Annotated in this window: 16 protein-coding genes and 1 pseudogene; 9 read left to right on the top strand and 8 right to left on the bottom strand. The window is 67.4% G+C overall.

The window, feature by feature from the left end; genetic code table 11:
• The 6 genes and pseudogenes from ilvA to ACVW00_RS03225 all read right to left on the bottom strand — a co-directional run bounded on the left by ilvA (position 1) and on the right by ACVW00_RS03225 (position 5,449).
• Positions 1–1,209, bottom strand: coding sequence for a threonine ammonia-lyase (ilvA, locus tag ACVW00_RS03250; protein WP_457109465.1), 1,209 nt, complete (start codon positions 1,207–1,209; stop codon positions 1–3).
• A complete protein-coding gene (locus ACVW00_RS03245) occupies positions 1,206–2,549 on the bottom strand; it encodes an AI-2E family transporter (protein ID WP_457109464.1) in 1,344 nt (447 codons plus the stop codon). Before ACVW00_RS03245 ends, ilvA begins: the two co-directional genes overlap by 4 nt.
• Positions 2,550–2,559: 10 nt before the next feature.
• Positions 2,560–3,471: a glutamate mutase L gene (locus ACVW00_RS03240; RefSeq protein ID WP_457109463.1), complete on the bottom strand. Its 912-nt coding sequence runs from the start codon at positions 3,469–3,471 to the stop codon at positions 2,560–2,562.
• A gap of 73 nt (positions 3,472–3,544) precedes the next feature.
• Positions 3,545–3,940: pseudogene (locus tag ACVW00_RS03235) on the bottom strand (glutamate mutase L); the annotation flags it as partial.
• An 11-nt stretch (positions 3,941–3,951) separates the two neighbouring features.
• Entirely contained in the window at positions 3,952–4,275 is a 324-nt protein-coding gene (locus ACVW00_RS03230) for a YidH family protein (RefSeq protein WP_457109462.1), read from the bottom strand.
• 1 nt (position 4,276) lies between these two features.
• Positions 4,277–5,449, bottom strand: a complete 1,173-nt coding sequence (locus tag ACVW00_RS03225) for a cystathionine gamma-synthase (protein WP_457109461.1) — start codon at positions 5,447–5,449, stop codon at positions 4,277–4,279.
• A gap of 63 nt (positions 5,450–5,512) precedes the next feature.
• Here ACVW00_RS03225 and ACVW00_RS03220 point away from each other — a divergent pair, with 63 nt between their 5' ends.
• The 6 genes from ACVW00_RS03220 to ACVW00_RS03195 all read left to right on the top strand — a co-directional run bounded on the left by ACVW00_RS03220 (position 5,513) and on the right by ACVW00_RS03195 (position 14,530).
• Positions 5,513–6,469: a DUF5995 family protein gene (locus tag ACVW00_RS03220; protein WP_457109460.1), complete on the top strand. Its 957-nt coding sequence runs from the start codon at positions 5,513–5,515 to the stop codon at positions 6,467–6,469.
• 386 nt (positions 6,470–6,855) lie between these two features.
• Positions 6,856–8,244, top strand: a complete 1,389-nt coding sequence (locus tag ACVW00_RS03215; protein WP_457109459.1) for an HNH endonuclease signature motif containing protein — start codon at positions 6,856–6,858, stop codon at positions 8,242–8,244.
• 560 nt (positions 8,245–8,804) lie between these two features.
• The gene (msrA, locus tag ACVW00_RS03210; RefSeq protein ID WP_457109458.1) at positions 8,805–9,449 is read left to right on the top strand and encodes a peptide-methionine (S)-S-oxide reductase MsrA; all 645 of its coding nucleotides are present in this window, start codon (positions 8,805–8,807) and stop codon (positions 9,447–9,449) included.
• A 91-nt stretch (positions 9,450–9,540) separates the two neighbouring features.
• Positions 9,541–10,143, top strand: a complete 603-nt coding sequence (locus tag ACVW00_RS03205) for a hypothetical protein (protein WP_457109457.1) — start codon at positions 9,541–9,543, stop codon at positions 10,141–10,143.
• Between the two features lie 654 nt (positions 10,144–10,797).
• The gene (locus tag ACVW00_RS03200) at positions 10,798–12,672 is read left to right on the top strand and encodes a hypothetical protein (RefSeq protein ID WP_457109456.1); all 1,875 of its coding nucleotides are present in this window, start codon (positions 10,798–10,800) and stop codon (positions 12,670–12,672) included.
• A 592-nt stretch (positions 12,673–13,264) separates the two neighbouring features.
• Positions 13,265–14,530, top strand: coding sequence for a hypothetical protein (locus ACVW00_RS03195; RefSeq protein WP_457109455.1), 1,266 nt, complete (start codon positions 13,265–13,267; stop codon positions 14,528–14,530).
• Between the two features lie 544 nt (positions 14,531–15,074).
• Here the strand turns inward: ACVW00_RS03195 and ACVW00_RS03190 are convergent.
• Positions 15,075–16,223 carry a competence protein CoiA family protein gene (locus ACVW00_RS03190; protein ID WP_457109454.1) on the bottom strand — a complete coding sequence of 383 codons (1,149 nt, stop codon included), beginning with the start codon at positions 16,221–16,223 and terminating at the stop codon, positions 15,075–15,077.
• A 368-nt stretch (positions 16,224–16,591) separates the two neighbouring features.
• Between ACVW00_RS03190 and ACVW00_RS03185 the strand changes: the two genes are divergently transcribed.
• From ACVW00_RS03185 to ACVW00_RS03175, 3 genes are all read left to right on the top strand, one after another.
• Positions 16,592–17,569 (top strand): hypothetical protein, encoded by a 978-nt coding sequence (locus ACVW00_RS03185; RefSeq protein ID WP_457109453.1) that lies wholly within the window; start codon positions 16,592–16,594, stop codon positions 17,567–17,569.
• A gap of 353 nt (positions 17,570–17,922) precedes the next feature.
• The gene (locus ACVW00_RS03180) at positions 17,923–19,548 is read left to right on the top strand and encodes a site-specific DNA-methyltransferase (protein WP_457109452.1); all 1,626 of its coding nucleotides are present in this window, start codon (positions 17,923–17,925) and stop codon (positions 19,546–19,548) included.
• Positions 19,545–22,085, top strand: a complete 2,541-nt coding sequence (locus ACVW00_RS03175) for a DEAD/DEAH box helicase (RefSeq protein WP_457109451.1) — start codon at positions 19,545–19,547, stop codon at positions 22,083–22,085. Before ACVW00_RS03180 ends, ACVW00_RS03175 begins: the two co-directional genes overlap by 4 nt.
• 114 nt (positions 22,086–22,199) lie before the next feature.
• On the opposite strand, the gene ACVW00_RS03170 is transcribed toward ACVW00_RS03175, so the two are convergent.
• Positions 22,200–22,874, bottom strand: a complete 675-nt coding sequence (locus ACVW00_RS03170) for a recombinase family protein (RefSeq protein WP_457109450.1) — start codon at positions 22,872–22,874, stop codon at positions 22,200–22,202.
• Positions 22,875–22,906 lie beyond the last annotated feature (32 nt).

Below are 22,906 nucleotides of genomic sequence, written 5' to 3'. Positions count from 1 at the left end.
CTAGTCCGCAGACACCCGGTAGCCGTGCTCGCGCAGTCTCGCGAGCACGGCTTCGGCATGTTCGGGGCCCCGGGTCTCGACCTGCACGTGCACCTCGACCTCGTCGACGCTCAGTGCGGTGGACAGCCGCTCGTGGACCACTTCCAGGACGTTGGCGCCTTCGTCGGCCAGCTCGCCCAGGAGGCGGACCAGTCCCCCCGGCCGGTCCGGGATCCGGGCATGGATGCTCAGGTAGCGCCCCGCCGAGGCCATGCCGTGGCGGATGACCTTGCCGAGGAGGAGCGGGTCGATGTTGCCCCCGGAGAGCACCACCACCGACGGTGTCGGGAAGGCGTCGGGCCGATCGAGCACGGCCGCGACACCGACGGCGCCGGCCGGCTCGACGACCATCTTGGCCCGCTCGAGCAGCAGCACCAGTGCCTGGGAGATCGACTCCTCGGACACGGTGATCACCTCGTCGACGTGCTCGGCGATCTCCGCGAACGGCACCACTCCGGGACACCCGACCGCGATGCCGTCGGCCATGGTGCTCATCGACTCGAGTGCCAGCGGCTTGCCGACCCGAAGCGAGGCCGGGTACGACGCGGCGCCTTCGGCCTGGACGCCGATCAGGCGCACGTCGGGCCGCTGGGCCTTGATCGCGAGCGCGATGCCGGCGACCAGTCCGCCGCCGCCGGTCGGCACGAGCACGCTCGCCGCCTGCGGGGCCTGCTCGAGGATCTCGAGGCCGACGGTCGCCTGCCCGGCGACGATGTCGGTGTGGTCGAACGGGTGGATCAGCACGGCACCGGTCTGCTCGGCGTACTCGATCGCGTGGGTCAGTGCCTCGTCGAGGATCGCCCCGTGGAAGATCACCTCCGCGCCGTAGCCGCGGGTGGCGTTCAGCTTGGGGATCGGCGCACCCTCGGGCATGAAGACGGTCGCCCTGATCCCGAGCATCTGGGCGGCCAGCGCGACACCCTGGGCGTGGTTGCCGGCAGACGCTGCGACGACTCCGCGTGCCCGCTCCTCCGGCGAGAGTCGTGACATCCGCACGTAGGCGCCGCGGATCTTGAAGGAGCCGGTGCGCTGCAGGTTCTCGCACTTGAGCAGCACCGGGCCGCCCACGGCGGATGACAGCCACCGTGACTCCTCCATGGCAGTCCTGATCGCCACGCCGCGGAGCAGCTCGGCCGCCGCCTCGACCTCGGTCAACGAGAGCACACTCATCGCCCGTCCTCCCCTTCCGAGGCTCCGGTCTCGCCGGCGAGAGCCGCATCTCCGGACGCGTCCTCGGGTGGTCCGGCGTCGCCGGTCTCGTCGGCCTCGACGAAGACCGCGAGGTGCTGGACGACCGCGTTCAGAGCGGCCGCGAGCGGCACGGCCACCAGCGCCCCGATGATGCCCGCGACGATCGCGCCGGTCGCGATCGCCAGGATCACGCCGAGCGGGTGCACCGAGACGAACCGGCCCATGAGGAAGGGCTGCAGCACGTGCGCCTCGATCTGCTGGACCAGCACGACGCCGCCGAGCATGATCAGCGCGACCACGGGGCCCTGCGCGACGAGGGCGACCAGCACCGCGACCGTGCCCGACATGAACGCCCCGACCAGCGGGATGAACGCTCCCAGGAAGACGATCACGCCGATCGCGCTGACCAGCGGCACCTGCAGGATGGCGGCGACGATCATGATGCCGATCGCGTCCGTGCCGGCGACCAGCACCGTCGCCCTGACGAACTGGGTCAGGGACACCCACGCGACCCGGCCCGACGAGTCGGCCCGCGACCGGGCGGCCCGCGGGAAGATCCGCACGACCCAGGCCCAGATGACCTGGCCGTCGGCGAGGAAGAAGTACGTCGAGAACAGGATGATGAAGAACCCCGCGACGATGTGGCCGAGCGTGGTGCTCACCTCGCTGGCGTTGTTCGCGAGGTCCTTGCCCTGAGTCTCGACGTAGTCCTGCGACTGGCCGATCCACGTGTCGATCTGGGAGTCGCTCGCGTGCAGCGGGCCGGTCTGCAGCCAGTCGCGGATCTCACCGAGGCCGTCGGAGACCTTGCCGGAGAGGTCGTCGATGCTGGAGGCCACCTGCTGGCCGACGAAGGTGAGCAGCAGCGCGACCACCGCGATCCCGCCGATGACGACCAGGAGCGCGGCGAGCTTGCGCGGCACGTAGAGCCGCTGCAGCAGCGCGACCAGCGGCGCGGTGAGGGCCGAGATGAACAGGGCGATCACGATCGGGAACACGACCACGACGAAGAACTTCAGCGTCCAGAGGACCATCAGCAGCGCAACGCTGATCACGATGAACCGCCACGCCCACGCAGCGGCGAGGTCGTAGGCCCACGGCACCTGCGCCCGCGAGAAGTTGGACGGACCGGTCTCGATCACCGGCTCCCGGGGCTTGCGGACCTCGCGCACCTGCTCCCACTGGTGGGAGAGCTGCTGCAGCAGTCGCGCGCGCAGGCGTGCCTCAGCCTCCTGCTGGGTCTCGGCCGCGGCGTCCTGGGCCTCGACCTCGGCCTCCGCATCGTCCTGCCGGCCGCGCCCGCGCTCGCTCGGCGTCATCGCCCTCCCCTCATCGCCACCTCGACAGGCTATTGCAGACCAGCCGCCGCGCCTGCTCGCGCGCGTCGGCGGCGGCCCTCATGGCGAGCAGCCCGGCGGCGGCGAGCACGTAGTCGGCGTCCACCACGATCCGCGGGTGCTCGGGCAGCTGCCAGCCGTCGGGGTCGCGCCCGGTCGCCGCGGACAGGACTCGCCGGCCGGTGTCGGGATCGGCCGCCCGCAGCACGCCGCCGGACCCGACCACCAGCTCGACGGCCCGCAGGTCCTTGCCGCTGCGCTCGACGACCCGGCCCTCGGGCGAGAGCACGACCCGGGACCGGCCGACGTGCCGACGCATCGCCAGCAGTGACGCGGCGGTAGCGATCGCCTCGTCGCCGCGGACGCCAGCGGCGTCGGTGGGGAGGTACGCCGGGTCGGCGGCCCGGCGTACCGCGTCGGCGGAGAGGTCCAGGCCCGCCTCGGCCGCCGCCCGTGCGGTGCTGGCAGCGCTCCACCGCATGCCAAGATCGCCCTCGACCGTGCGCGTCACCGCCGTGGTGGCGACCACCTCGCGGGAGAGCGTGGCCTCCTCGGGGTCCTGCACGACCACCGAGTGCACGTCGGTGGTGGCGCCCCCGATGTCGACGACCACGACACCCGCGCCCGGTGCGGTGGCGCCCAGCTCGGCGGCGAGCACCTCGACCCCGGTGAGCACGACGTCAGGCGTCGCGCCGAGCACCATCGAGGCGAAGTCGGTGCGCGTGCTCAGGTGCTTGCCACCGATCACGTGGGAGAGGAACACCTCACGGATCGCGCGCCGTGCCGACTCGGGCGCCAGCACCCCGATGCGGGGCACCACGTTGTCGGCGAACGCGACCGGCGACTGCGAGCCCTCGAACCGCGCTTCGACGGCCGACCGCGCCTCGACGTCGCCGGCGACCACGACCGGCCCGGGCCCAACCCGCCCTGGCGAGGAAGTCAGCGTCGTGCACGAGCGTCGCGGAGTTGCCGCCGTCGGTGCCCCCGACGAGCAGCAGGACGTCCGGCTGCGCCTCCTCGAGCAGGGCGTGCTTGTCCGCATCGAGGCCACCGTCGAGGACCAGCAGGACCTTGCCGCCGCTGGACAGCGCCACCCGGCGACCGGCTTCGGCAGTCACGAGCGCCTCGTTGCCGAGGACCGCGATGCGCAGCCCGCCACCTGCCGACGAGCACGCGAGGGTGGGCGCCGTGGCGGCGCCCGGATGGTCGGCCTCGAGCACGCGGACGCAGGCGTCGTACCCGTCGAGCACGTCGCCGTTCCCCGCCGCGTCCGGGATCGTGGTGCGGTGCTGGGTGGTGCCCAGCAGCACGCCCGCCTCGACGTCGACCAGTGCGGCCTTGGTGAAGGTCGAGCCGAAGTCGACGCAGACCACCCAGCCGCTGGTCACCGGAGGGTGGTGATGACGTAGTCCGCGGCGATGGCCAGGCAGATGACCAGCCCGAGCGAGATCAGCAGCGGCGTCGGGCCGTTCGACAGCGGCCGGCCGGCGCGGATCGCGCGGTCGGCGGCCCGATAGCGCCCGTAGCCACCGATCGCCGCCACGGCCCCACTCACGAGCATCACTCCGGCCAGCGCCAACGCGAGCGTGCCGTCGTCGAGGAAGTGCGCGACAGCGACCGCGGCGGCGATGAGGCCGATGGCAGTGCGCTGGTAGGCGAGCAGCGTGCGCTCGTTGGCGAGGCTGAACCTGACGTCGGGCTCGGGCATCTCAGGCCGGCCCGTCGCCCAGGCTCCGCTCGAGGTCGGCGAGCAGGTCGTCCGCGGTCTCGATGCCGACGCTGAGCCGGATGAGGTCCGGCGGGACCTCGAGGTCGGTGCCGGCCACGCTGGCGTGGGTCATCCGGCCGGGGTGCTCGATGAGCGACTCGACGCCGCCGAGCGACTCACCCAGGGTGAACACCTCGGCCTTCGCGCACACGTCGAGCGCGTGCTGCTCGCCGCCGCGGACCCGGAACGACACGATCCCGCCGTACCGCTTCATCTGCCTGGCGGCCACGGCGTGACCGGGGTGGCTGTCGAGCCCCGGGTAGATCACCTCGGCGACCTGCGGGTGCGCGACGAGGAAGTCGACCACCTTCTCGGCGTTGTCGCAGTGTCGGTCCATCCTGACGCCGAGCGTCTTGAGGCCGCGCAGCACCAGCCATGCGTCGAACGGGCCGGCGACCGCACCCATCGCGTTCTGGTGGAAGCCGATCCGCTCGGCGACCTCGAGATCGCGGGCGACCAGCGCGCCGCCGACCACGTCTGAGTGGCCGCCGCAGTACTTCGTCGTCGAGTGCACCACCACGTCGGCGCCGAGGGTGAGCGGCTGCTGCAGGTACGGCGAGGCGAAGGTGTTGTCGACGACCAGGAGCGCCCCCGCCTCGTGCGCGATCACCGCCAGCGCCTCGATGTCGCCGACGTTGAGCAGCGGGTTCGTCGGCGTCTCGACCCAGACGATCCTGGTCCGGCCCGGCCGGATCGCCGCCCGCACGGCGTCCAGGTCGGAGACGGCGGCCGGACTGTGCTCGAGCCCCCAGGGCACGGCGACCTTGTCGATCAGCCGGAAGGTGCCGCCGTAGGCGTCGTCCGGGATGACCACGTGGTCGCCCGGTTTGGTGAGCGCGCGCAGCAAGGTGTCCTCGGCGGCGAGACCGGAGGCGAAGGCGAACGCCCGCTCGCCCTCCTCGAGGGCGGCCAGGTTGCCCTCCAGTGCGGTGCGCGTGGGGTTGGCCGAGCGGCTGTACTCGTAGCCGCCGCGGAGGCCGCCGACGCCGTCCTGCTTGTAGGTGCTGGTCGCGTAGATGGGCGGGATGACCGCCCCGGTCGCGGCGTCCGGCTCGTAGCCCGCGTGGATCGCACGCGTCTCGAACCCTGACTTCTGTCGGTGCTCCTGGGTCACGCCCGCGAGCCTAGTCCCCGGCTTCGGCGCGTAGCCGGGCCCGGTTGAGGTCGTTGGTCAGTCATGCAGCTGCGCTCGCCGAAAGGCCGCTCGCTCAGGATCGCCGCCCTCGGCCTCACGGCCGCCGTGACCCTGTCGCTCGGGGTGCCGCCGGCGCAGGCCGACGATCCGGTGGATCCGCTCTCGCAGCTGTTGACCCCCTCGATCGAGGATCCGCTGATCGGGCTGCTGGCCGCCCTGCCGACGCCGTACCGGCCGTACACCGGGCCGATCTGCGCGAGTGGCGACCCGCAGTGCATCGTCGACGTCATTGCCGAGATGCAGGACCGGCTGGCGCCGCTCGCCGCGACGTGCAGCCACGACGCGATCTTCGCCCTCGCCTACCTGCGGGTGACGCAGAACGTGAAGGCCGCAGCGGACAACGGCTACTTCGCCGATCGGTCGTGGCTCACGCAGATCGACGCGGTCTTCGCGCACATGTACTTCGACACCATGGACTCGTGGAGGGCCGGCCACACGACAGCAGTCCCGCACGCGTGGCGGATCGCGCTGTCCGCGAGCCGCGACCGGACGATGTCGGGGCTCGGGGACTTCATGCTGAACATGAACGCCCACATCAACAACGACTTCCCCTACGTCATCGAGAAGGTCGGCCTGACCGCGGCCGACGGCTCGACCCACAAGCCGGACCACAACGCCTACAACGACCGGCTCGACTCGCTCTACCACCCGGTCTTCGACGAGGAGGCCGCCCGCTTCGACCCGATGTTCAACACGTTCGACCTCGGTCCGGTCGACGACCTCGTGGTCAGCTCGATCATGCGCGGCTGGCGCGAGATGGTCTGGCGGCACGCCGAGGCGCTCGCGGCCACCCGGGGCAACCCGCTGCTCCGGGTCGTCGTGCAGAAGGAGATCGAGGAGTACGCCGCCACCCAGGCCCAGCTGATCAAGCTGGTTCCGATCTTCCTCGCCTCCTCGTCCCCCACCCGGGACAGTTGGTGTGCCACCCACCACGGCTGATCGGTGGTTGAGCCCGCGGAGACCCCAGGTGGTCGACGAGACCGCGATGAACTGGAGCAGAGGGCCCGACCCCAGGTGGTCGAGCAGCGACCGTCTCGAAACCCGGCGACGCCGCGTCCGCGAGCCCAACCCCAGGTGGTCGAGCAGCGAGCCTGCGAGCGATCAGTCGAGACCCGGTGACGCGGGGCACCGACCCAACCCCAGGTGGTCGAGCAGCGAGCCTGCGAGCGATCAGTCGAGACCCGGTGAGGTCGGGCAGGGTCGCAACCCGGCTGGTTCGGTGGTCGAGGAGGTCGGCCGGAAAGTCTCTCCAGAAAGTTCTCGGATTCCCTTACCCAGGGGCTTTGGGGCCAAGAACTGTCGGTGGTCACCCCTAGATTCAAACCATGGACTCGGGCACCACCACCCTGGACGCGGCCGGCATCCTGGCCACCGCACGGGCTGCCCGAGGTGATGCCGACGCCGCCGAAGCCCGGGTCCTGGCGGCCGCCGTGGAGTGGGCGCACGCCCACACCGTGACCGACCCCGACGATGCCGCGACCTGGTGGGTGCCCGAGGGCCGCGACACCGCGATCCCGATCGCGGGCGAAGGCTGCCCACTGGTCAGCGAGTTCGCGATCGGGCAGTTCGCCACCGCCCTGGGGTTGACCGACGGGTCGGGCCGCAACCTGATCGCCCAGGCCCTCGAGCTGGCCCACCGCCTCCCGAAGCTCTGGGCCCGGGTCCAAGACGGGTCCTTGGCACCGTGGCGAGCCAGGCGGGTCGCCGAGGAGACCTTGTGCCTGTCCGTGGAGGCGGCAGGTTTCGTCGATGCCCAGGTGGCGCCGTACGCGCACCGCACCGGGCCCACCCAGACCCAACGGCTGGTCGCGACCGCGATCGCGAAGTTCATGCCCGAGTACGCCCGCGAGCTGCGCGACCGGGCAGCCGACCAGCGCTACTTCACCATCGACCACCAGCAGGTCTCCTTCGCCGGCACCTCCCGGGTCCACGGCGAGCTCGACCTGGCCGACGCCCTGGACCTCGAGGACGCCATCACCACCGGCGCCCAACAGCTCGCCGACCTCGGCTGCACCGACCCGTTGGACGCCCGCCGGGCCGCAGCCCTGGGAATCCTCGCCCGCGGACAACAACCACTCCCCCTCCACCCGGACACGATCCCGACCGACTCCACCGCGGCTGGGTCACCCGGTGAGCCCGAGCGCACCGAGACCGGGCGGGTCACCCGCCGACACCGGGCCCGCGACATCGTCTTGTACGTCCACCTCTCGGCCGAGACGCTGCGCACCAGCGACCCCGATGCCCCGGTGTGGGTCGAGAACGCCGGCGGACAGCTCCTCACCGCCGCACAGGTCGCCCAGTGGTGCGGTCGCCCCGAGACCGGTCGGGTGATCATCAAACCCGTCATCGACCTCAACCAGCACCAGCACACCGACACCTACCAGGTCCCGGCCCGGATCGCCGAACAGGTCGAGCTCAGGGACCGCACCTGCGTCTTCCCCTGGTGCCACCGACCCGCCAAGGGCTGCGACAAGGACCACGTCATCGCCTACGACCCCGACGGTCCACCCGGCCAGACCTCCACCTCGAACCTCGCCTGCCTGTGTAGGCGCCACCACCGGATGAAGACCCACGGCCGCTGGACCTACACGATCCTCGAACCCGGCACATACCTGTGGCGCAGCCCCCTGGGCCACACCTACCTCCGCGACCCAGCCGGCACCACCGACCTCACCCCACCACCGGTCGACCCACCACCACGACGAACCAGCTGACCCACACCCCGCCGGGCACCGGCGGGGCCACCAGCACGCCCAGGGTCACCAAGGTCTCGACTGATCGCTCGCAAGCTCGCTGCTCGACCACCCTTCGGGCGGGTCGCTGCCCTACGTCACCAGGTCTCGACTGGACGCTCGCAAGCTCGCTGCTCGACCACCCATCGGTCAGGTCCCTGCCTACGTCACCAGGTCTCGACTGGACGCTCGTTCCTCGCTGCTCGACCACCCATCGGGCGGGTCGCTGCCCTACGTCACCAGGTCTCGACTGGACGCTCGCTCCTCGCTGCTCGACCACCCCGGGGTTGAGCCAGTCGAAACCCCGACCGCCCTTCGGGCGGGTCCATGCTCTACGTCACCCGGTCTCGTCTGATCGCTCGTTCCTCGCTGCTCGACCACCCCGGTTGTCGAGCCGGCCGAAACCCTCACCACGTCGATCTGATCCCCCGGGACCGCCCTCACGTCACCGGCTCGTAAGCCCCAGGACTGGGGGAACACGCGCTCATCAGGCAGTGTTGAGACAGGTGCCGGACCTACAGACCGGCAGTCGAGGAGCACTGATGCTGTTCAACAAGTTCAAGAGCCAGATCGTCGATCCCGACAACGCCCTGGCGGGCAGGCCCGAGCGGCCGTTCGGCCTGGCGGAGAAGCACCGCGCCCTGGATGCGCCCCTGGTCACCGACGAGGTGCCCGAGGGCTACGAGGTGGCCCTGTTCGGGCTCGGCTGCTTCTGGGGGGCCGAGGAGGTCTTCTGGCAGATCCCGGGCGTCTGGTCGACGTCCGTCGGGTACGCCGGCGGCACCACGCCCAACCCGCTCTACGAAGAGGTGTGCTCGGGTCGCACCGGACACACCGAGGCCGTCCGCGTCGTCTACGACCCCGCCGAGGTCTCGTACGCCGACCTGGTGGCTGCGTTCTACGAGGTGCACGACCCGACCCAGGGCATGCGCCAGGGCAACGACGTCGGCACCCAGTACCGCTCGGCCATCTACACGTTCTCCGAGGAGCAGGCGCAGGTCGCCAAGGAGATCACCGAGCGCTACCAGCCGGAGCTCACCAAGCGCGGCTACGACCAGATCACCACGGAGATCAAGCCGGCCCCGACGTACTACTACGCCGAGGACCACCACCAGCAGTATTTGATTCGCAATCCTTCGGGGTACCGATGCCACAGCGCCACCGGCATCAAGGTGCCGCGTGCCTAACCAACCAGAGCAGGTCGCACCGCCGCCCGCCCAGACGATCAGCCCCGAGGGCATTCCCTCGGGGCTGAGCTTCGGCTCCCCCAGGGTGCAGATGTCGACGAGCATGTGGTTGGTCTGGTGGAGCCTGGCCCTTGACCACGTGAAGGCCGCGGAGGCCGCCCGGCAGAAACTCGTTGATGCCGTCGTGGCCGGCGGAAACCCTGATTGGGCACTGCCTCTTCGGCGCGAAATGGAGTCCTCACTCCAAGCCGTGAGCTGTGCGGCGTTCGCCTGCGAGGCGTTGGTGATCGTCTGGACGGACCTGGTCATCGACACCCGGACTCGCAGTAGTTGGTACAACAAGCCCAGGCGGAGGTCGATCGGCGCGCGGATGGGCGAGGTCTTCAAACGGGTCTACGGCCCGAAGATCGGCGCTGAGCTGGATGACTCTTGGACCCCTCTCTTCCGCCTCCGAGACAACGTCGTCCATCACCTGGAGGTATTCGCTGATCCGGGTGATCATCCGTCCGGGATCGGCGGCGTCAGCGCGATGGCTCAGCAGTTCACCGCAGAGCAGGCCCGGAGCGCAGTCGACCTTCTCGCCCGCCTCACGGCCGAGGCCAACCGGACGACGACCAACAAGCAGGTGCTTGCGTGGCTCGCCGATCGCCGTCACGTTCTCGACCCCCTCGAAGCCGGCGAGCGACCGCAGTAGTTGGCGGATTGGAACCGATGAACACCGACGGCCGAGACACCGAAAGCACGCGCAGACGTGGGCGGTCCTCGGATCGCGTACACTGGTGGGGTCGAGGTTTCGACCTTGACCGCGCACCGCTTCGGTGGTCGAAGGACTGGGCGCCGTGACACTTTGAGTCACGACGTTGCGCGATGGTCGGCACCGTCTCCGGACGGCCAACCTGGCACCTCATGGTGCTGGCGGACCGATCGTCGCCCCGGGCCAGCCGACAACGCCGAGCCGGACCGGAGCAGACCGGAGACATGAGCCGGCGAGCTACGGAAGGGATGTTCGCCGTCACCGGCGGACGGCGGGGTCAGGGCGCCCGCCTTGACCCGCGGCACAGCCCGCGAGCGTGTGACCGTCTGAAAGGCGGAGCACGTGAATACCAGGCACAACCCCTCAGCGGAGAAACTCCGTACCGACGAGAGTGACTTCCCGGCGGTCAAGCACCGCCCTGCCAAGATCGCAGTTCCGCCGGTTCCGAAGGCGTTGACCTCGGTCCGGTCAACTCTCCAGAAGAACCCGGAGACCAACGTCCCAGACGATCTCGCCGGCGTCATCACGGCAGGGGTCACGGACCCCGCCCGGTTCAGGATGCTCGTAGAGACCCACGCTGGGCCGAACGGGCAGGTGGACTCGCTCCTCATCCGCAAGCGGGTCAGCGACGGGATTGTCTACACGACGCAGCAGCACGACCGCTACATCGACATGGGCGTGCTGCCCGACGTGGCCGGAGCACGCTGGGTTCACACCCTGCACAACCAGCTCGATGTCGACGTGACCAAGCTGCCCGAGGCGATGCTGACTACTGGAGCTGACGAAGTCGGCCCGCGAGCGATGTTGAACCTCGTCGTTGAGGATCACGAAGAGCTGGCGGCGCGGGTACGCGAGGCCTTCTTGAAGACGGGTCCCGACGGCTCGAACGTCGGCAACGACTACACCGACAGCATCTTGCAGTCCGGGGTCAAGGAGCCGCTGCTCCTGATGGGGATGCGCGTGCAGTTCCACGACGGCTCGGAGGACGAGTTCTACCTCGCCGCCATCGACGGCAACTCCCGGTACGTCTCCATGTGGAAGGGCAGGACCGGCGGCAACGTCGACGCCGCTGCGACGGCCTGCATCGAGACGGTGATCGGCACCAAGAACGGTCCAACGTGGCGCAGGGTGACCCAGCGCCAGTCGCGCGACCGGCTGTCAACCCAGGCGATCTTGGTGAACAAGGGGCTCGAGGAGGCTCAGTTGACCGAGGCGACGATCCGGGCGGGCCAGACCCTCGTCGCGCCTGCGGTCGTCGTGGTCGGGGCCGCTGCCACCACCGGAGGACCCCTTGCTGACCTTCCGGCGGCGCGCGAGGACCTGATCGCGACGATCCACACGGACGCCACCCCCTGGGACGCGACGGCACAGTCCGAGCAGGGCATGTCGCGGCTCTTGCGACGCGCCGAGGTGAGGGGCATGGTCACGCCAGATCAGCGCCGCGTGATCGAGGGGCGCTGCACCGCCAAGGAGATGCACGACCTTCTCGATCTCCCGCCGCACCGTCTGTGGGCTACGGCGCTCACCTTGATGGTGGTGCTCAACCCCTGGTACGAGGGCATGGGGTCCCTCTTCCGCGAGGAGTTCAACGTCAAGCAGCCGCGTCGCGCGACGGTCGGCAAGGCGATCGCCTCCACCGCGTTGTCCGGGTACCGCTCATCGGAGACTCTCGGTCTTGCGGTGAACGCTTTCAGCGACGGCGGGCCCATCACGCAGATGCTGTGGGACTACAAGTGGACCCTCACGACCGGCGACAAGCCGGTCGGCGTCCTGGACAAGCTGCTCGCGACGGCCACCACAGGCACCGGGGCGAATCGGCAGAACGCGGTCATGGAGCTGTCCGTGCTCGGCGGCACGGCCGCGATGCTCTCCGGGCTGATCACCAGGGACCGCGGCTCGAAGGAGTCGTCCGACGGCAAGCGCGCGATCAGCAAGGTGCCGTTCCGGGCCCGCCCGAACATCGTGGTCGAGCAGCTCGCGAAGTCGACCGGCGGGTTGAGGGTGCTGCACTCGATGGCGGTGGCACACATCACGGCGGGTCAGGCGAAGCGGTTCTACACCCACGACGACCCCGAGGGCGCGTTCAAGGACGGCGACCCCGTGATCGACGCTGCCGGCGCGCAGGCGAGCCTGGAGATGGAGTGGGACGTTGTCCTCGCTTCTGACCCGGTGCGCGCTGCAACGTCCATCGCGGCTGCGGGCGCCTCCACTGGTGGCGGGGGCGGCGCAAAGGACGAGCCTGTGCAGGCCCGAGAGGAACTCCAGCGGGGTGCCGAGCTGGTCGTGAAGGCCGCCAAGAAGCTCATCGCCCTCAAGGCGACCTTGGGCGCCGATGTCTTCGGGTCGTACGACAGCATCGAGTCGATCAAGGAGCGCCTCCAGCACACCCGGGACGAGCTCGCGAAGCACGGTCCTAGCGAGCCGATCATCCTCGACGACGACGACGACGAGAACGAGGACGACGAGTGAGGCCGCACGCTGGCATGCGCGCCAAGCTGCTGGTCGCCGCTCGGTCGATCGAGCCGGCGTTGGGTCGCGAGGTGCTCGGCCCCTCTGGAACGCTCGACGATGACCTGATCGACACGTGCACGACCACGACGAGCCGGGCCGTCGCGGTGCGATCCGGTCCGCGCGCAGCGGTCTACGTGACGTGGGACCTCCGTGGACGGTGCCTCTACGTGGGCAGCGTGCGCCGGTCGAGGTCTCGCGCTGCGGCGCGAGACCGTCTTCGGGAACACCTCCGGGACCCCGAGCGGCTCGCGTCGTGGTACGCCGTGAGCGTCCTGCCGTTGAGGTTGGACCTCGGTCTCGAAGTTGTGCGCCTGTGTGAGGGATGGGTGGCTGGCGAGCTGCGTCCGCGCGACGGAGTCGCCCATCCGGCCATTTCGTTGGACATCACCGTCCAGCGCGCGCTGAGTGGATGAACCGGGTGATGGTGCGGCGCTGGCCAGACCGGCGCCGCATCACCACTCGATCCATACGGCGGTTCAGGCGGTGATCGGCCTCTGGTCACGACCGATCGCACCCCTCGGGGCCTCGGCAGAGGGCAAACTACGTTGCCATGGAGCACGGACTCGGGCGTTGGCGCAGGTGGTGCACCGCGAATCAGTCGGATGGCCGCAAGGTGCTCGAACTACTGATCAACCAGCGCGACTGGACCCATCGCCGCGTCGAGACCGTGTCCTTCCTCGATACGGGCGAAACCCGACGACGGGTCTCATGGGACTTCACCGTTCCTTCTCGGCTCGCCGTCAGGGTCGGGATCGACCGCGTCGCAGTTCCGCTTGCGACTCTCGCAAAGGAGCCTCTTCGTCGGGTGGACGTAAGCGACGCTGCTGGCGCAGCAGTCTCCGTGTGGGGGACTGAGGACAACGGGCGATTGGCTGTTCAGGCACTGGGATCGGTTGTGTCGGGTCTTCTCGGTCGCGAGTTGAAGTCGGGCGAGGCCGACTTGATCGCCGGGGTCGTTTTCGCCAGGAGCGCCGCAGGGGCCCACGGCCACCTCGTTCAACTGCGAAGCTTGTTGGCATCGGTAGCCGACCGCGACGCGACCGCAGCAGCCCTCGCCCTAGCCGAGGACCTCGCGGCCAACTTTCTATTCGTCGTCGAGCTGCCCAAGGAGGTCATCGAGCGGCGCAGTCTGGTCAAACTGACATACGAGCGCCCCCTCGATGGCTCGTCGAACCTCTTGTCGACGAAGCACGAGACCGTGATCAAGGGCGGCTCATGGACAACCAGTACGAGAAGCTGGCACCTAGAGGTTCAGGCACCTCCAGGGTTGGCCGTGAGTCAACTGATGTTCGCGGCGTGGGATGCAGACGAGAAGGTGATCGACCAGGGCACGTCAGACTCTCAGGGGCACACCGGTCACATCACAGGCAAGGCGACCGGCCATGAAACCGACGTTGAAGCCACGTTGGAACTCCTGCCCGCGCGAGAAGGCCTCATCAACCAGGTGGTCGCCGGCGCCTTCGTCGCCTTTCTCCTGCTCGTGGCGGGAGTGATCTTCTCGGAGGAGGTCTTCAAAGCGACCCGAGACCCCAACCAAGCCGGCTCAGTCGCCGCCGTGACCTTGGCGATCCCAGCTTTCCTGATCGCACTCTTGGCCCGGAGCCGGGAACATCCGCTGGTGTCGAGACTTCTCCTCGCTCCTCGCGTCAACAGCGTGATCACGGCGTTGTTGCTGCTCTCTACTGCGGCCGCACTGGTGTTCGAACTCCCCCTGTGCCAGCTCAGATGGACACTCATGGCGCTTGGGCTGCTCCAAGCCATGACTCTGACGTGGGCCATCGTCATCCGACACAAATCTGTCGGAGCCTCTGGCTAGCGTGAGAGCCGCTAGAATCTGACAGTCGCAAGACGATCATTGGAGGGCCGCGATGGGGAAGAAGACGGCAAAGCCGACCCGGGCATCGAGCCGCGCCTCAAAGAAGCTCGTCGTGAACTCTGCGGAGGGTACGCGCCTCAAGGGGCTTCGTGCCGTCCCGGCTGATCGCCGTAGCTCTGCCGTCGCCGCGATGTTGCGGGCTGCGCGCTAACAGGGCAAGCCACTCTCGTCGCGGTTCAGCCGATCCTCGTCTGCCCCGAAGGGACGAGCGACGGGCTCCGCTCCGCCGTTGAGCTCCCAAGGGGCCGGCGTGCCTCGACCCGTCCGGACTCGCCGTGGTCTGGATCAGGTCTCCTCGTGGGCGAGGCTGGTGGAGACTTCGCGGTGGGCCTGTGCCTGTGCCACGAGTCCTGCTCGAAGGCAGCGCCCCCACGCGATCGTCGTAGGGGTACCAGCCAAGCTCATCCGGATGACCGGGTTCGACGCGACTTGAGGTTCCGGTGACCTATCCCGGGGACGACCACGACCAGCAGTATTTGAAGCCCTAGATTCGTTCCCAGCGATCGACTCCTCCGCGTTCGTACAGTCTGAGGAACCGGGCGCGCTCGAGGGCAGAAACGACCTGTGCTCCAGTCACTTCATCTGGCAACAGCAGCATGCTGATCGGACCGCTGGCATAGAGCCGCGCGACGACGTAGGCCACCACCCGGGCAGCGGCCTTGCCTTCCTCTGGGAGTCCGTCGGTCCATGCCCACCCTCGTTCGGGCGCCCAGTTGGCCAACTCGGGGTGTACCTCTCGCCAATACGCCAAGGTGCCGTATTCAGCATGCCAGCCAGCCGACGCACGATGTTGCGTCCCGCGGTCGAGGCCCTCGCGGTTCGCCTCAGACGCACGGCGGTGGCTCGCAGCCCGTTCGGAGGCCGCACGCCGTGCCTCCTCTGCGGCACCCTCGGCTGCCTGTGCGGCGGCGAGGTCGGCAAGGGCTTTGTCCAGGTGCGGGGTCCAGAACTGCTCGGTGCGCAGTTCGCACTCCTCGAGAGGGCTCCACGCTTCGGTCAGGTCGGTCACAACACCGATCTCAAGGCGGGTGCCCGGTCCTGCACCAGCGCGTATATGGAGTGCGTGGCCGCTGGCGGCTTGTTGGGCCGCAGCCGTTGTCTCGGCGGCGGCTCCGTAGAGCCAAGTAACGTCATCGACTTGCCGACGGTACGCCCCATCCCGACGACGCCATTCGTTCAGGCCGATCGGAGAAAGCTGAACTTCGATGGTGTGACGCCGGGAGCGAACGATGACGTGAAGGTCTGCTCGTCCGTCCGGTCCTAGATGGTGCTCGATCGTCGCGCGGAGGTTCTGCGCCTCGAGCCAGGTGAGCAGCGCGAGCTGGTAGCGCAGGTGCTGATAGGAACGGGTGGCGCGTACGTTGTCGCCGGCTAGTGCGCAGTCGGCACCGACGTGGTGCCGGAAGTGTGGGACTCGAATCGGCCCGGCAGCGAGGACCAGTTCACCGCCACAGCCCCCCGCCTGGGTACTGCACCAGAACGACTCCTCATGCAGTTCCTTGAGCCTCAAGGCTTCTGCTCGCACCGGCGATAACTCAACCGCCCGCGTGCCGTCGGGGCCATCGACAACGGCATGAGCAAGCTCACCCTTGGCGCGTCGTGGACGCTCCATGTGCTCGTTGCTCAGGGTCATGGGGCGAAGTGTGACTGTGACCATCGACAAAACCCGGCCGCGCTCTCGGAGCCCCTGCTCTCTTGTGGAGATGAATGGCGTGTTCGGCTACGGGGACCGGTGATGACAGGCAGACCAAGAGTTCAGTTCGGCCCGGAGCCCCGGGCTCGGACCAGTGTGGTGCCGCAGCACCCAAGGCTGACGTGACTAGCCCCATCTGATCATCCGTTGAGGACCAAAGTCCCCTAGATTTCGGTTCACGATCGAGCCACCTGCTACGGAGGTCTGCGTTGAGACGAGCGTCAAGCGTCGGAGTCGTTCTGGCGGGCATCCTTGCTGTGCTGGCATTGTCCAGCGCGCCAGCCCAGGCCGAGCCTGTATTCACTGTTATGAACACGAGCGAGTCACTGCCTGACGGCGTGTGGTTCCGTAACAGCCCGAGCCAGAACGACACGAACCGCGAAACCGGATTCGGCGTGTATATGAACGAGCAAGTACAAGCTCATTGCTACGCATTTGGCGATGCCGTTGGACCCTACGGCAACCGCGTCTGGTACTACGCGACGAACTTGACTCGACCTACCGTCAACGGCCACGCGAACGTGGGCTATATCAACACCCATTACGTGAACGACGGAATGACAGCGAACAACGTCTACCCGGGTATCACACAGTGCGGTTCAGGGGGTGGCGGGTCCACCCCACCGCCCACTCCACCGCCGGCGAACATTTACTACTCCCCATACAACGCAGGCGACACTCAGTTCGCAGTAGGCGATGCCTCCGTTGCCACGGTTCAGCGCGACGAGTGGGTAACCGGGACCTGCGGTAACTCCGGTCCAGCGTACTCGGCCGCCATGTCGAAGTTGCAGTCTGGCCAGACGATCCAGACATTGGCCGGCTGGAGCATCGGCAGAACTGGCATTGCCTACTTCCTCAGGAACGCGGCGCAATCTCAACTGACGAGCATCAACTACATGTTGATGATCGACCCCGGTGCGTACGGCGAGATGGACTGCGACCGAGCGATTGCGGCCGGGCGAGCCTTGGCAAACTGGCTCGCGGTAAACAGGAATGCCCACCTCGTCGTCATCTCCAGCTATCAAGTTTCGCAGCAGCAGAGCTCAAAGGGCATTCAGCAGACCTACTTCAATGACATCCGCAATCTCCAGAGCTCCTCAGGCATCGACCTGCGCTCGCGTGTGTTGGTCTGCAACTACGGCACGAAGTCCACGTTCAGCCATCAAGAGGCGTTCTGGTCCGGCAGGTACTGGATTTCGCACCAGATCGGATCCTCCACGTCGTCATGCCCTTGGCTCAACTACAACGGCGTGACCTGGAAGCCGACCGCGCAATGGCACCCGTAGGCATGGCCGCTCCCGGGCGCGCCGCTCGGGGGTATGACTTGGCAGGAGGCTGAGGAGGCGGCGTGCGACGGTTCCGCGACGAGGCGCTTCGAGGGTGTCAGTGCCAGAGGTCGAGGTCTCTGGCAGTCGTGTCCCGCAGCGCCTCGGCGGGCTGACATATCGCTGCAAGGTCTCGAGGCTCTCGTGACGGGTCGCGCGGGAGATCCGTGAAACATCCACCCCAACCTCGGCAGCGGTGGTCGCATGGCCCGCTCGGAGTCGCAGCGTGGACCACGCTTCTGGCCGGTAATGGTGCCGGCCGGACCTAGGGGTTCGACTGACATGCTGCGGGCACGGCGGATAACCTCGCGGACGTGACTCGGCTCGAGCTGACCTGGCCTGGCAAGGATCAGTTTCTGCTCGTTCCGAGGGATCAAGAGGGCAAACCGGTCTGGGTCGATCGTGACCACCCGGCAGCCGCAGAGGTCCGAGTCAGCGACTTCGTCGACGCTGTGGGGGAGGTTGACGATGCCGAGCCACACGCGGACAACCTTCTGATGATCGGCGACAGCCTCGACGCTTTACGAATCCTGTCCGAGGTTCCCGAGTACCGCCGTGCATACCGAGGCAAGATTCGGCTGGTCTACATCGACCCGCCCTTCAACACAGGGCAGGCGTTTGCCCACTACGACGACTGGCTTGAGCACGCCACGTGGTTGTCCTTCATGCACGAGCGGCTTGGGCTGATCCGCGAGCTGTTGGCGCCGAACGGCTCGTTATGGGTTCACCTCGACGATGCTGAACACCATCACATGCGGGTTCTCCTTGACGACGTGTTCGGCCGGGCAGCATTCGTCGATACCGTGGTGTGGCAGAAGGCCGACTCGCCCCGGAACAGCGCACGCTGGTTCAGCAACGACCAGGACTACATCTCCGTGTACGCAAAGGACCCGTCGGTGTGGCGCCCGAACCGACTTGCTCGAACCGACGAGTCGAACGCCATCTACGCAAACCCCGACGGCGACGCTCGAGGGCCGTGGCTCGCTGGAGACCCGTTCGCCAACAAGCCGTACTCGAAGGGCCAGTACGAGTACACCGGACCGACCGGCCGGGTGTTCTCTCCTCCGGCGGGCAAGTATTGGCGGCTGTCCGAAGACAGGCTGCGTGAACTCGATGACGATGGACGAGTGTGGTGGGGGCCGAAGGGCGACGCACGGCCGAGCATCAAGCGGTATCTGTCGGAGGTGAGCGACCTCGTTCCGCGCACCATTTGGCTGAGTTCCGACGTTGGTAGCAACCGAACCTCGAACCGAGAGATGAAGCAACTCTTTCCCGGCCTGCCGGCCTTCTCGACGCCCAAGCCGGAGCGTCTCCTGGAACGGGTCATACACATCGGGTCGGACCCCGGTGACATCGTGCTTGACTGCTTCGCCGGCTCAGGAACCACAGCAGCGGCTGCGCATAAGATGGGTCGTCGCTGGGTCACTTCCGAGGTGCTGCCCGAAACCGTCGAAACGTTTACCCGAACGCGACTCGAACTGGTGGTGAAGGGCGCAGACCCAGGAGGAATCACAGAAGCTGTGAGTTGGCCGGGCGGCGCAGGATTCCGTGTCGTCGAGATCGGCCCGTCGATGTACGTCGACACCCCCTTTGGTGTCCTGCTTTCGGACGCTGCGACCAACGGCTCATTCTCGAAGGCTGTGGCTGGACAGCTCGGGTACCTGTTCCAGCCCGAGGCCGCTCCGCTCTCCGGAGTCCGTGGTCGGATGCGTCTCGCGGTGCTCGACGGTGTCGTAGGCACGGATGAAGTTCGCGCCGTCGTAGGTGCGTTGAACGAGGGCGAGCGCGTCGAGATCGTTGGTCGAGCAATCCTGGACGGCTCCGCAGCTTTGCTTGGGGAGCTCTCGAAGGGCAGCAAGATCACCAAGGCACCTCGGGACCTATTGTCCAAAGCTGCCCAGCGGACTCGACGCCGCGCGGCACGAGAGGCAGTTCAGTGATCGAGTACGACGAGACCGTCGTGGAGCACGTCGCTCACACACTCGACCTTCGAAAGCCGAACCGGGACGCTCTCGATCAGCTCGCACGGGCATTGGACAGGGCCGAGCCTGGCGTGGAGTTGATCGCCGACCTCGCGACCGGAGTGGGAAAGACCTACATTGCCGGTGGACTCTTGGACTATCTGTGGGCGTCCGGCGTGAGCAACGTGGTCATAGTGACCCCGGGATCGACGATCCAACGCAAGACGGTGGACAACCTGACCCCTGGGCACAGGAAGTACCTGCGTGGCCTGCAATCAAACCCCCTTGTGATCACGCTCGACACGCTTGAACGCGGCGAGGTTGGGGCCGCTTTGGCGGATTCCGAACGCTTCAAGGTCTTTATTCTCACTGTGCAGTCGCTACTCAGGCCGAACACGACCGAAGCACGTCGCGCGCATCGGGAGCACGAGACGACGGGCGTCGCTCTCTACGAGTACCTCCAGTCCGCTGACGATTTGGTCGTGATCGCGGACGAACACCACGTCTACTACTCCGGTAACGCAAAGCGGTTCCAAGCGGCCATCGACGAACTGAAACCACAGGCCCTCATCGGCCTCACGGCGACACCGCACGAGGCCACCGAACCTAAGGTCGTCTACCGATACCCGCTGTCATCCGCGATCGCCGACGGCTACGTGAAGATTCCGGTTCTGGTCTCTCGACGAGACGGGGTCGCAGACCTCCGCACTCAGATGGCCGACGGCCTGACGCTTCTCGCCGCGAAGTCCACGGCTATGCGCACGTACTGCGATATGACCCGGGAGCCCTTTGCTGAGCCGATCCTGTTCGTAGTTGCTTCGACTATCGACGAGGCCAATGAGATTCGGGACATGCTCGCGGGGCCTGACATGCTCGGCGACTACACCCAGGTCCTTCTCGTGACCTCTGAGGAGCCCGACAAGACTCTCGCGCTCCTGGACACTCTCGAAGACCCAGCTTCCCCGATTCGCGCCGTCGTCAGTGTCGGCATGCTCAAAGAGGGATGGGACGTGAAGAACGTCTACGTCATCGCTTCGGTTCGGTCGCTCGAATCGTCCCTCCTGACTGAGCAGGTTCTCGGGAGGGGACTGCGTCTACCGTTCGGTCGACGGACCGGAAATCCGATGCTCGACACAGTCGAGGTGTTGTCACACCGCTCGTTCGCCGCGCTCCTCCGACAGGCGAGGGTCCTCCTCGAAGAGACGTTGGGTGAGCGGACTGACGGTGCGACCCTAGTCACGAACCCGATCCCTGGCGTCATCACACCTGGCGCGGATATTGGGCCCGCCGATGAGCCCCGAATCTTGGAACCAGACAGCGTGTCGACCGTTGCAGTGATGCTGCCCGGCGAGGCCGCTGCCGACGCCGAGGCGAACGCCCTGATCAGACCCGACGAGGAGTCGGTCAGCGCGTCGGGCCAGACCCACACCGGCCTGACGTTCTCCACCCTCGAGGCGCGGCAGGAAGCCGCGCGCGCGTCAGAGACGACGATGGCTCACTACGTCAGGCCGAAATCCCAGCGCAGTCTCAACTTGCCGCTGTTCATCCCTCGGGTCGTCCGCTCAACGCACCGAGCTCCGTTCTCGTTGGCTGATCTGGACCTCAACCAGGTCGAGGCACTCGGACGGCAGTTCGCTGACGACGAGGGGGACACGCTACGGCGAACAGCACTCAATGCCGAGCGCGACCTTCTAGGCGAAGCGCGCATGGTGATCTCGGAGCAGCGAGACCAGGTGGCTGCCTCGGCGCACCAGATCGAATTTGGCTCGATCGAGACCGATCTGGTCGGGCGACTTCTACGCACTGACGGCATCGAGGCGTCAGTGGCCGAAGCCAACGCAGCTCTGCGAATCGCGCAGGCTTTCCTTGACGGAGCACGGATCACTGAGGATTCCACGTGGCGTGTCGAGCACGGCCGGCTTGCGACCGCGCGGCTTGCTGAGTGGATCAAGCAGAGGCAAGCTTCCTCGCGGACTTGGATCGAGACCTCCGTCCTCCTCGACCGCTGGCCCGATCCGGAGGAACGAATCGAGGTCGTCCCGCCTGCCGACCGACACTTGGTGACGGACGCGGGTTCGTTCACCCGGAACTACCCGTACAAGGGCTGGGACCGCTCCTTCTACGACGTGGCGCGTTTTGATGCCTACAGCACTGAGTTCAAGCTTGCAGAACTTTTCGACACCGCGACTGCGGTTGACTCGTGGCTGCGCATCGACGAGACCGTACCGCTGCGCATCGACTACTCGATGGGCGCCTTTGGGCGGCAGTACGAGCCCGACTTTGTCGTGATCGATGACGAGCGGGTGCGTTGGATCGTCGAGGGCAAGCGCGACAGCGAGGTGGCCTCCCCCGTTGTAGAGGCAAAGCGTGACGCCGCACGTCAGTGGCTTCGCGCGGTCAACGACGACTCAGCGGTCTCCGATTCCTGGGGGTACATCCTCGCGTCGGAATCGGTGGTCGCGGCTTCCTCCTCGTGGCTGGCCCTGCGTCGCGGCGCACAAACCTTCACGTCGTGAACAGGGTGAGCTACATCACGCCCTACTAGGCGCCTTGCGACCATGACGCGGAGCTCATTGACGGTGCGCGAACACCCCCCGGGCACTCTCGACGAAGTGAGAACGGGTCGGCGATCATCCCAGCGATCTGGCCGTCGTTGAAGCGAGTACGCCTTGGATCGTCGAGGTCGACCAATGACTGGAACCTCGAGCCGTGGGAATCCCGTCGCGAGTGAGCCCCTCGGCAATCTCTCGAAGTTTGGACCCGCCGGATCGCTCGCCGACGATTCGTTCGACGATCGCAATAGGCAGGCTGCGCGGACGGCCGACGTGTACACCCTCGGACCGACGCTGAGCCATTCCCTCCCGGGTGCGCGCTCCGATCAAATCGCGTTCGTACTCGGCGGCGGCAGCAAGCACGTGCGCGGTGAACTTGCCTGCTGCGTCTTCGGTGTCGAGGTTCGGCGAGAGCAAGACCAGACGCCAGCCGCGTCGCTTGGCCCGTGTTAGCAACCCTGCAAAGTCGGCCACCGAACGCGACACTCGGTCGAGTCGTATCGATAAGAGCGCGTCGGCTTCACCGGCGTCGAGCCGTTCGAGCGCCGCAGAGAGCCCCGGGCGTCGAAGGTCCTTCGCGCTAAAGCCCTCGTCGGCGAGGAGTTCGATGTCCCACCCCCTTCGCTCGGCCTCCGCAGAGAGCGCGTCCCGCTGCGCATCGAGGCTCGCGCCCTCAGTCACCTGCTCCGCAGTGGACACCCGGACATATGCAAGGGCCAACGGCCTGGCTCGGTCGTTCCGCTTGGTCGGCATAACCGGATCATCACCTCGGTGTTACGAAAAGG

Source organism: Marmoricola sp. URHA0025 HA25 (assembly GCF_054059435.1).
The sequence above is the reverse complement of the archived record's forward strand: the minus strand, read 5'-3'. Positions and strand labels throughout refer to the sequence as shown.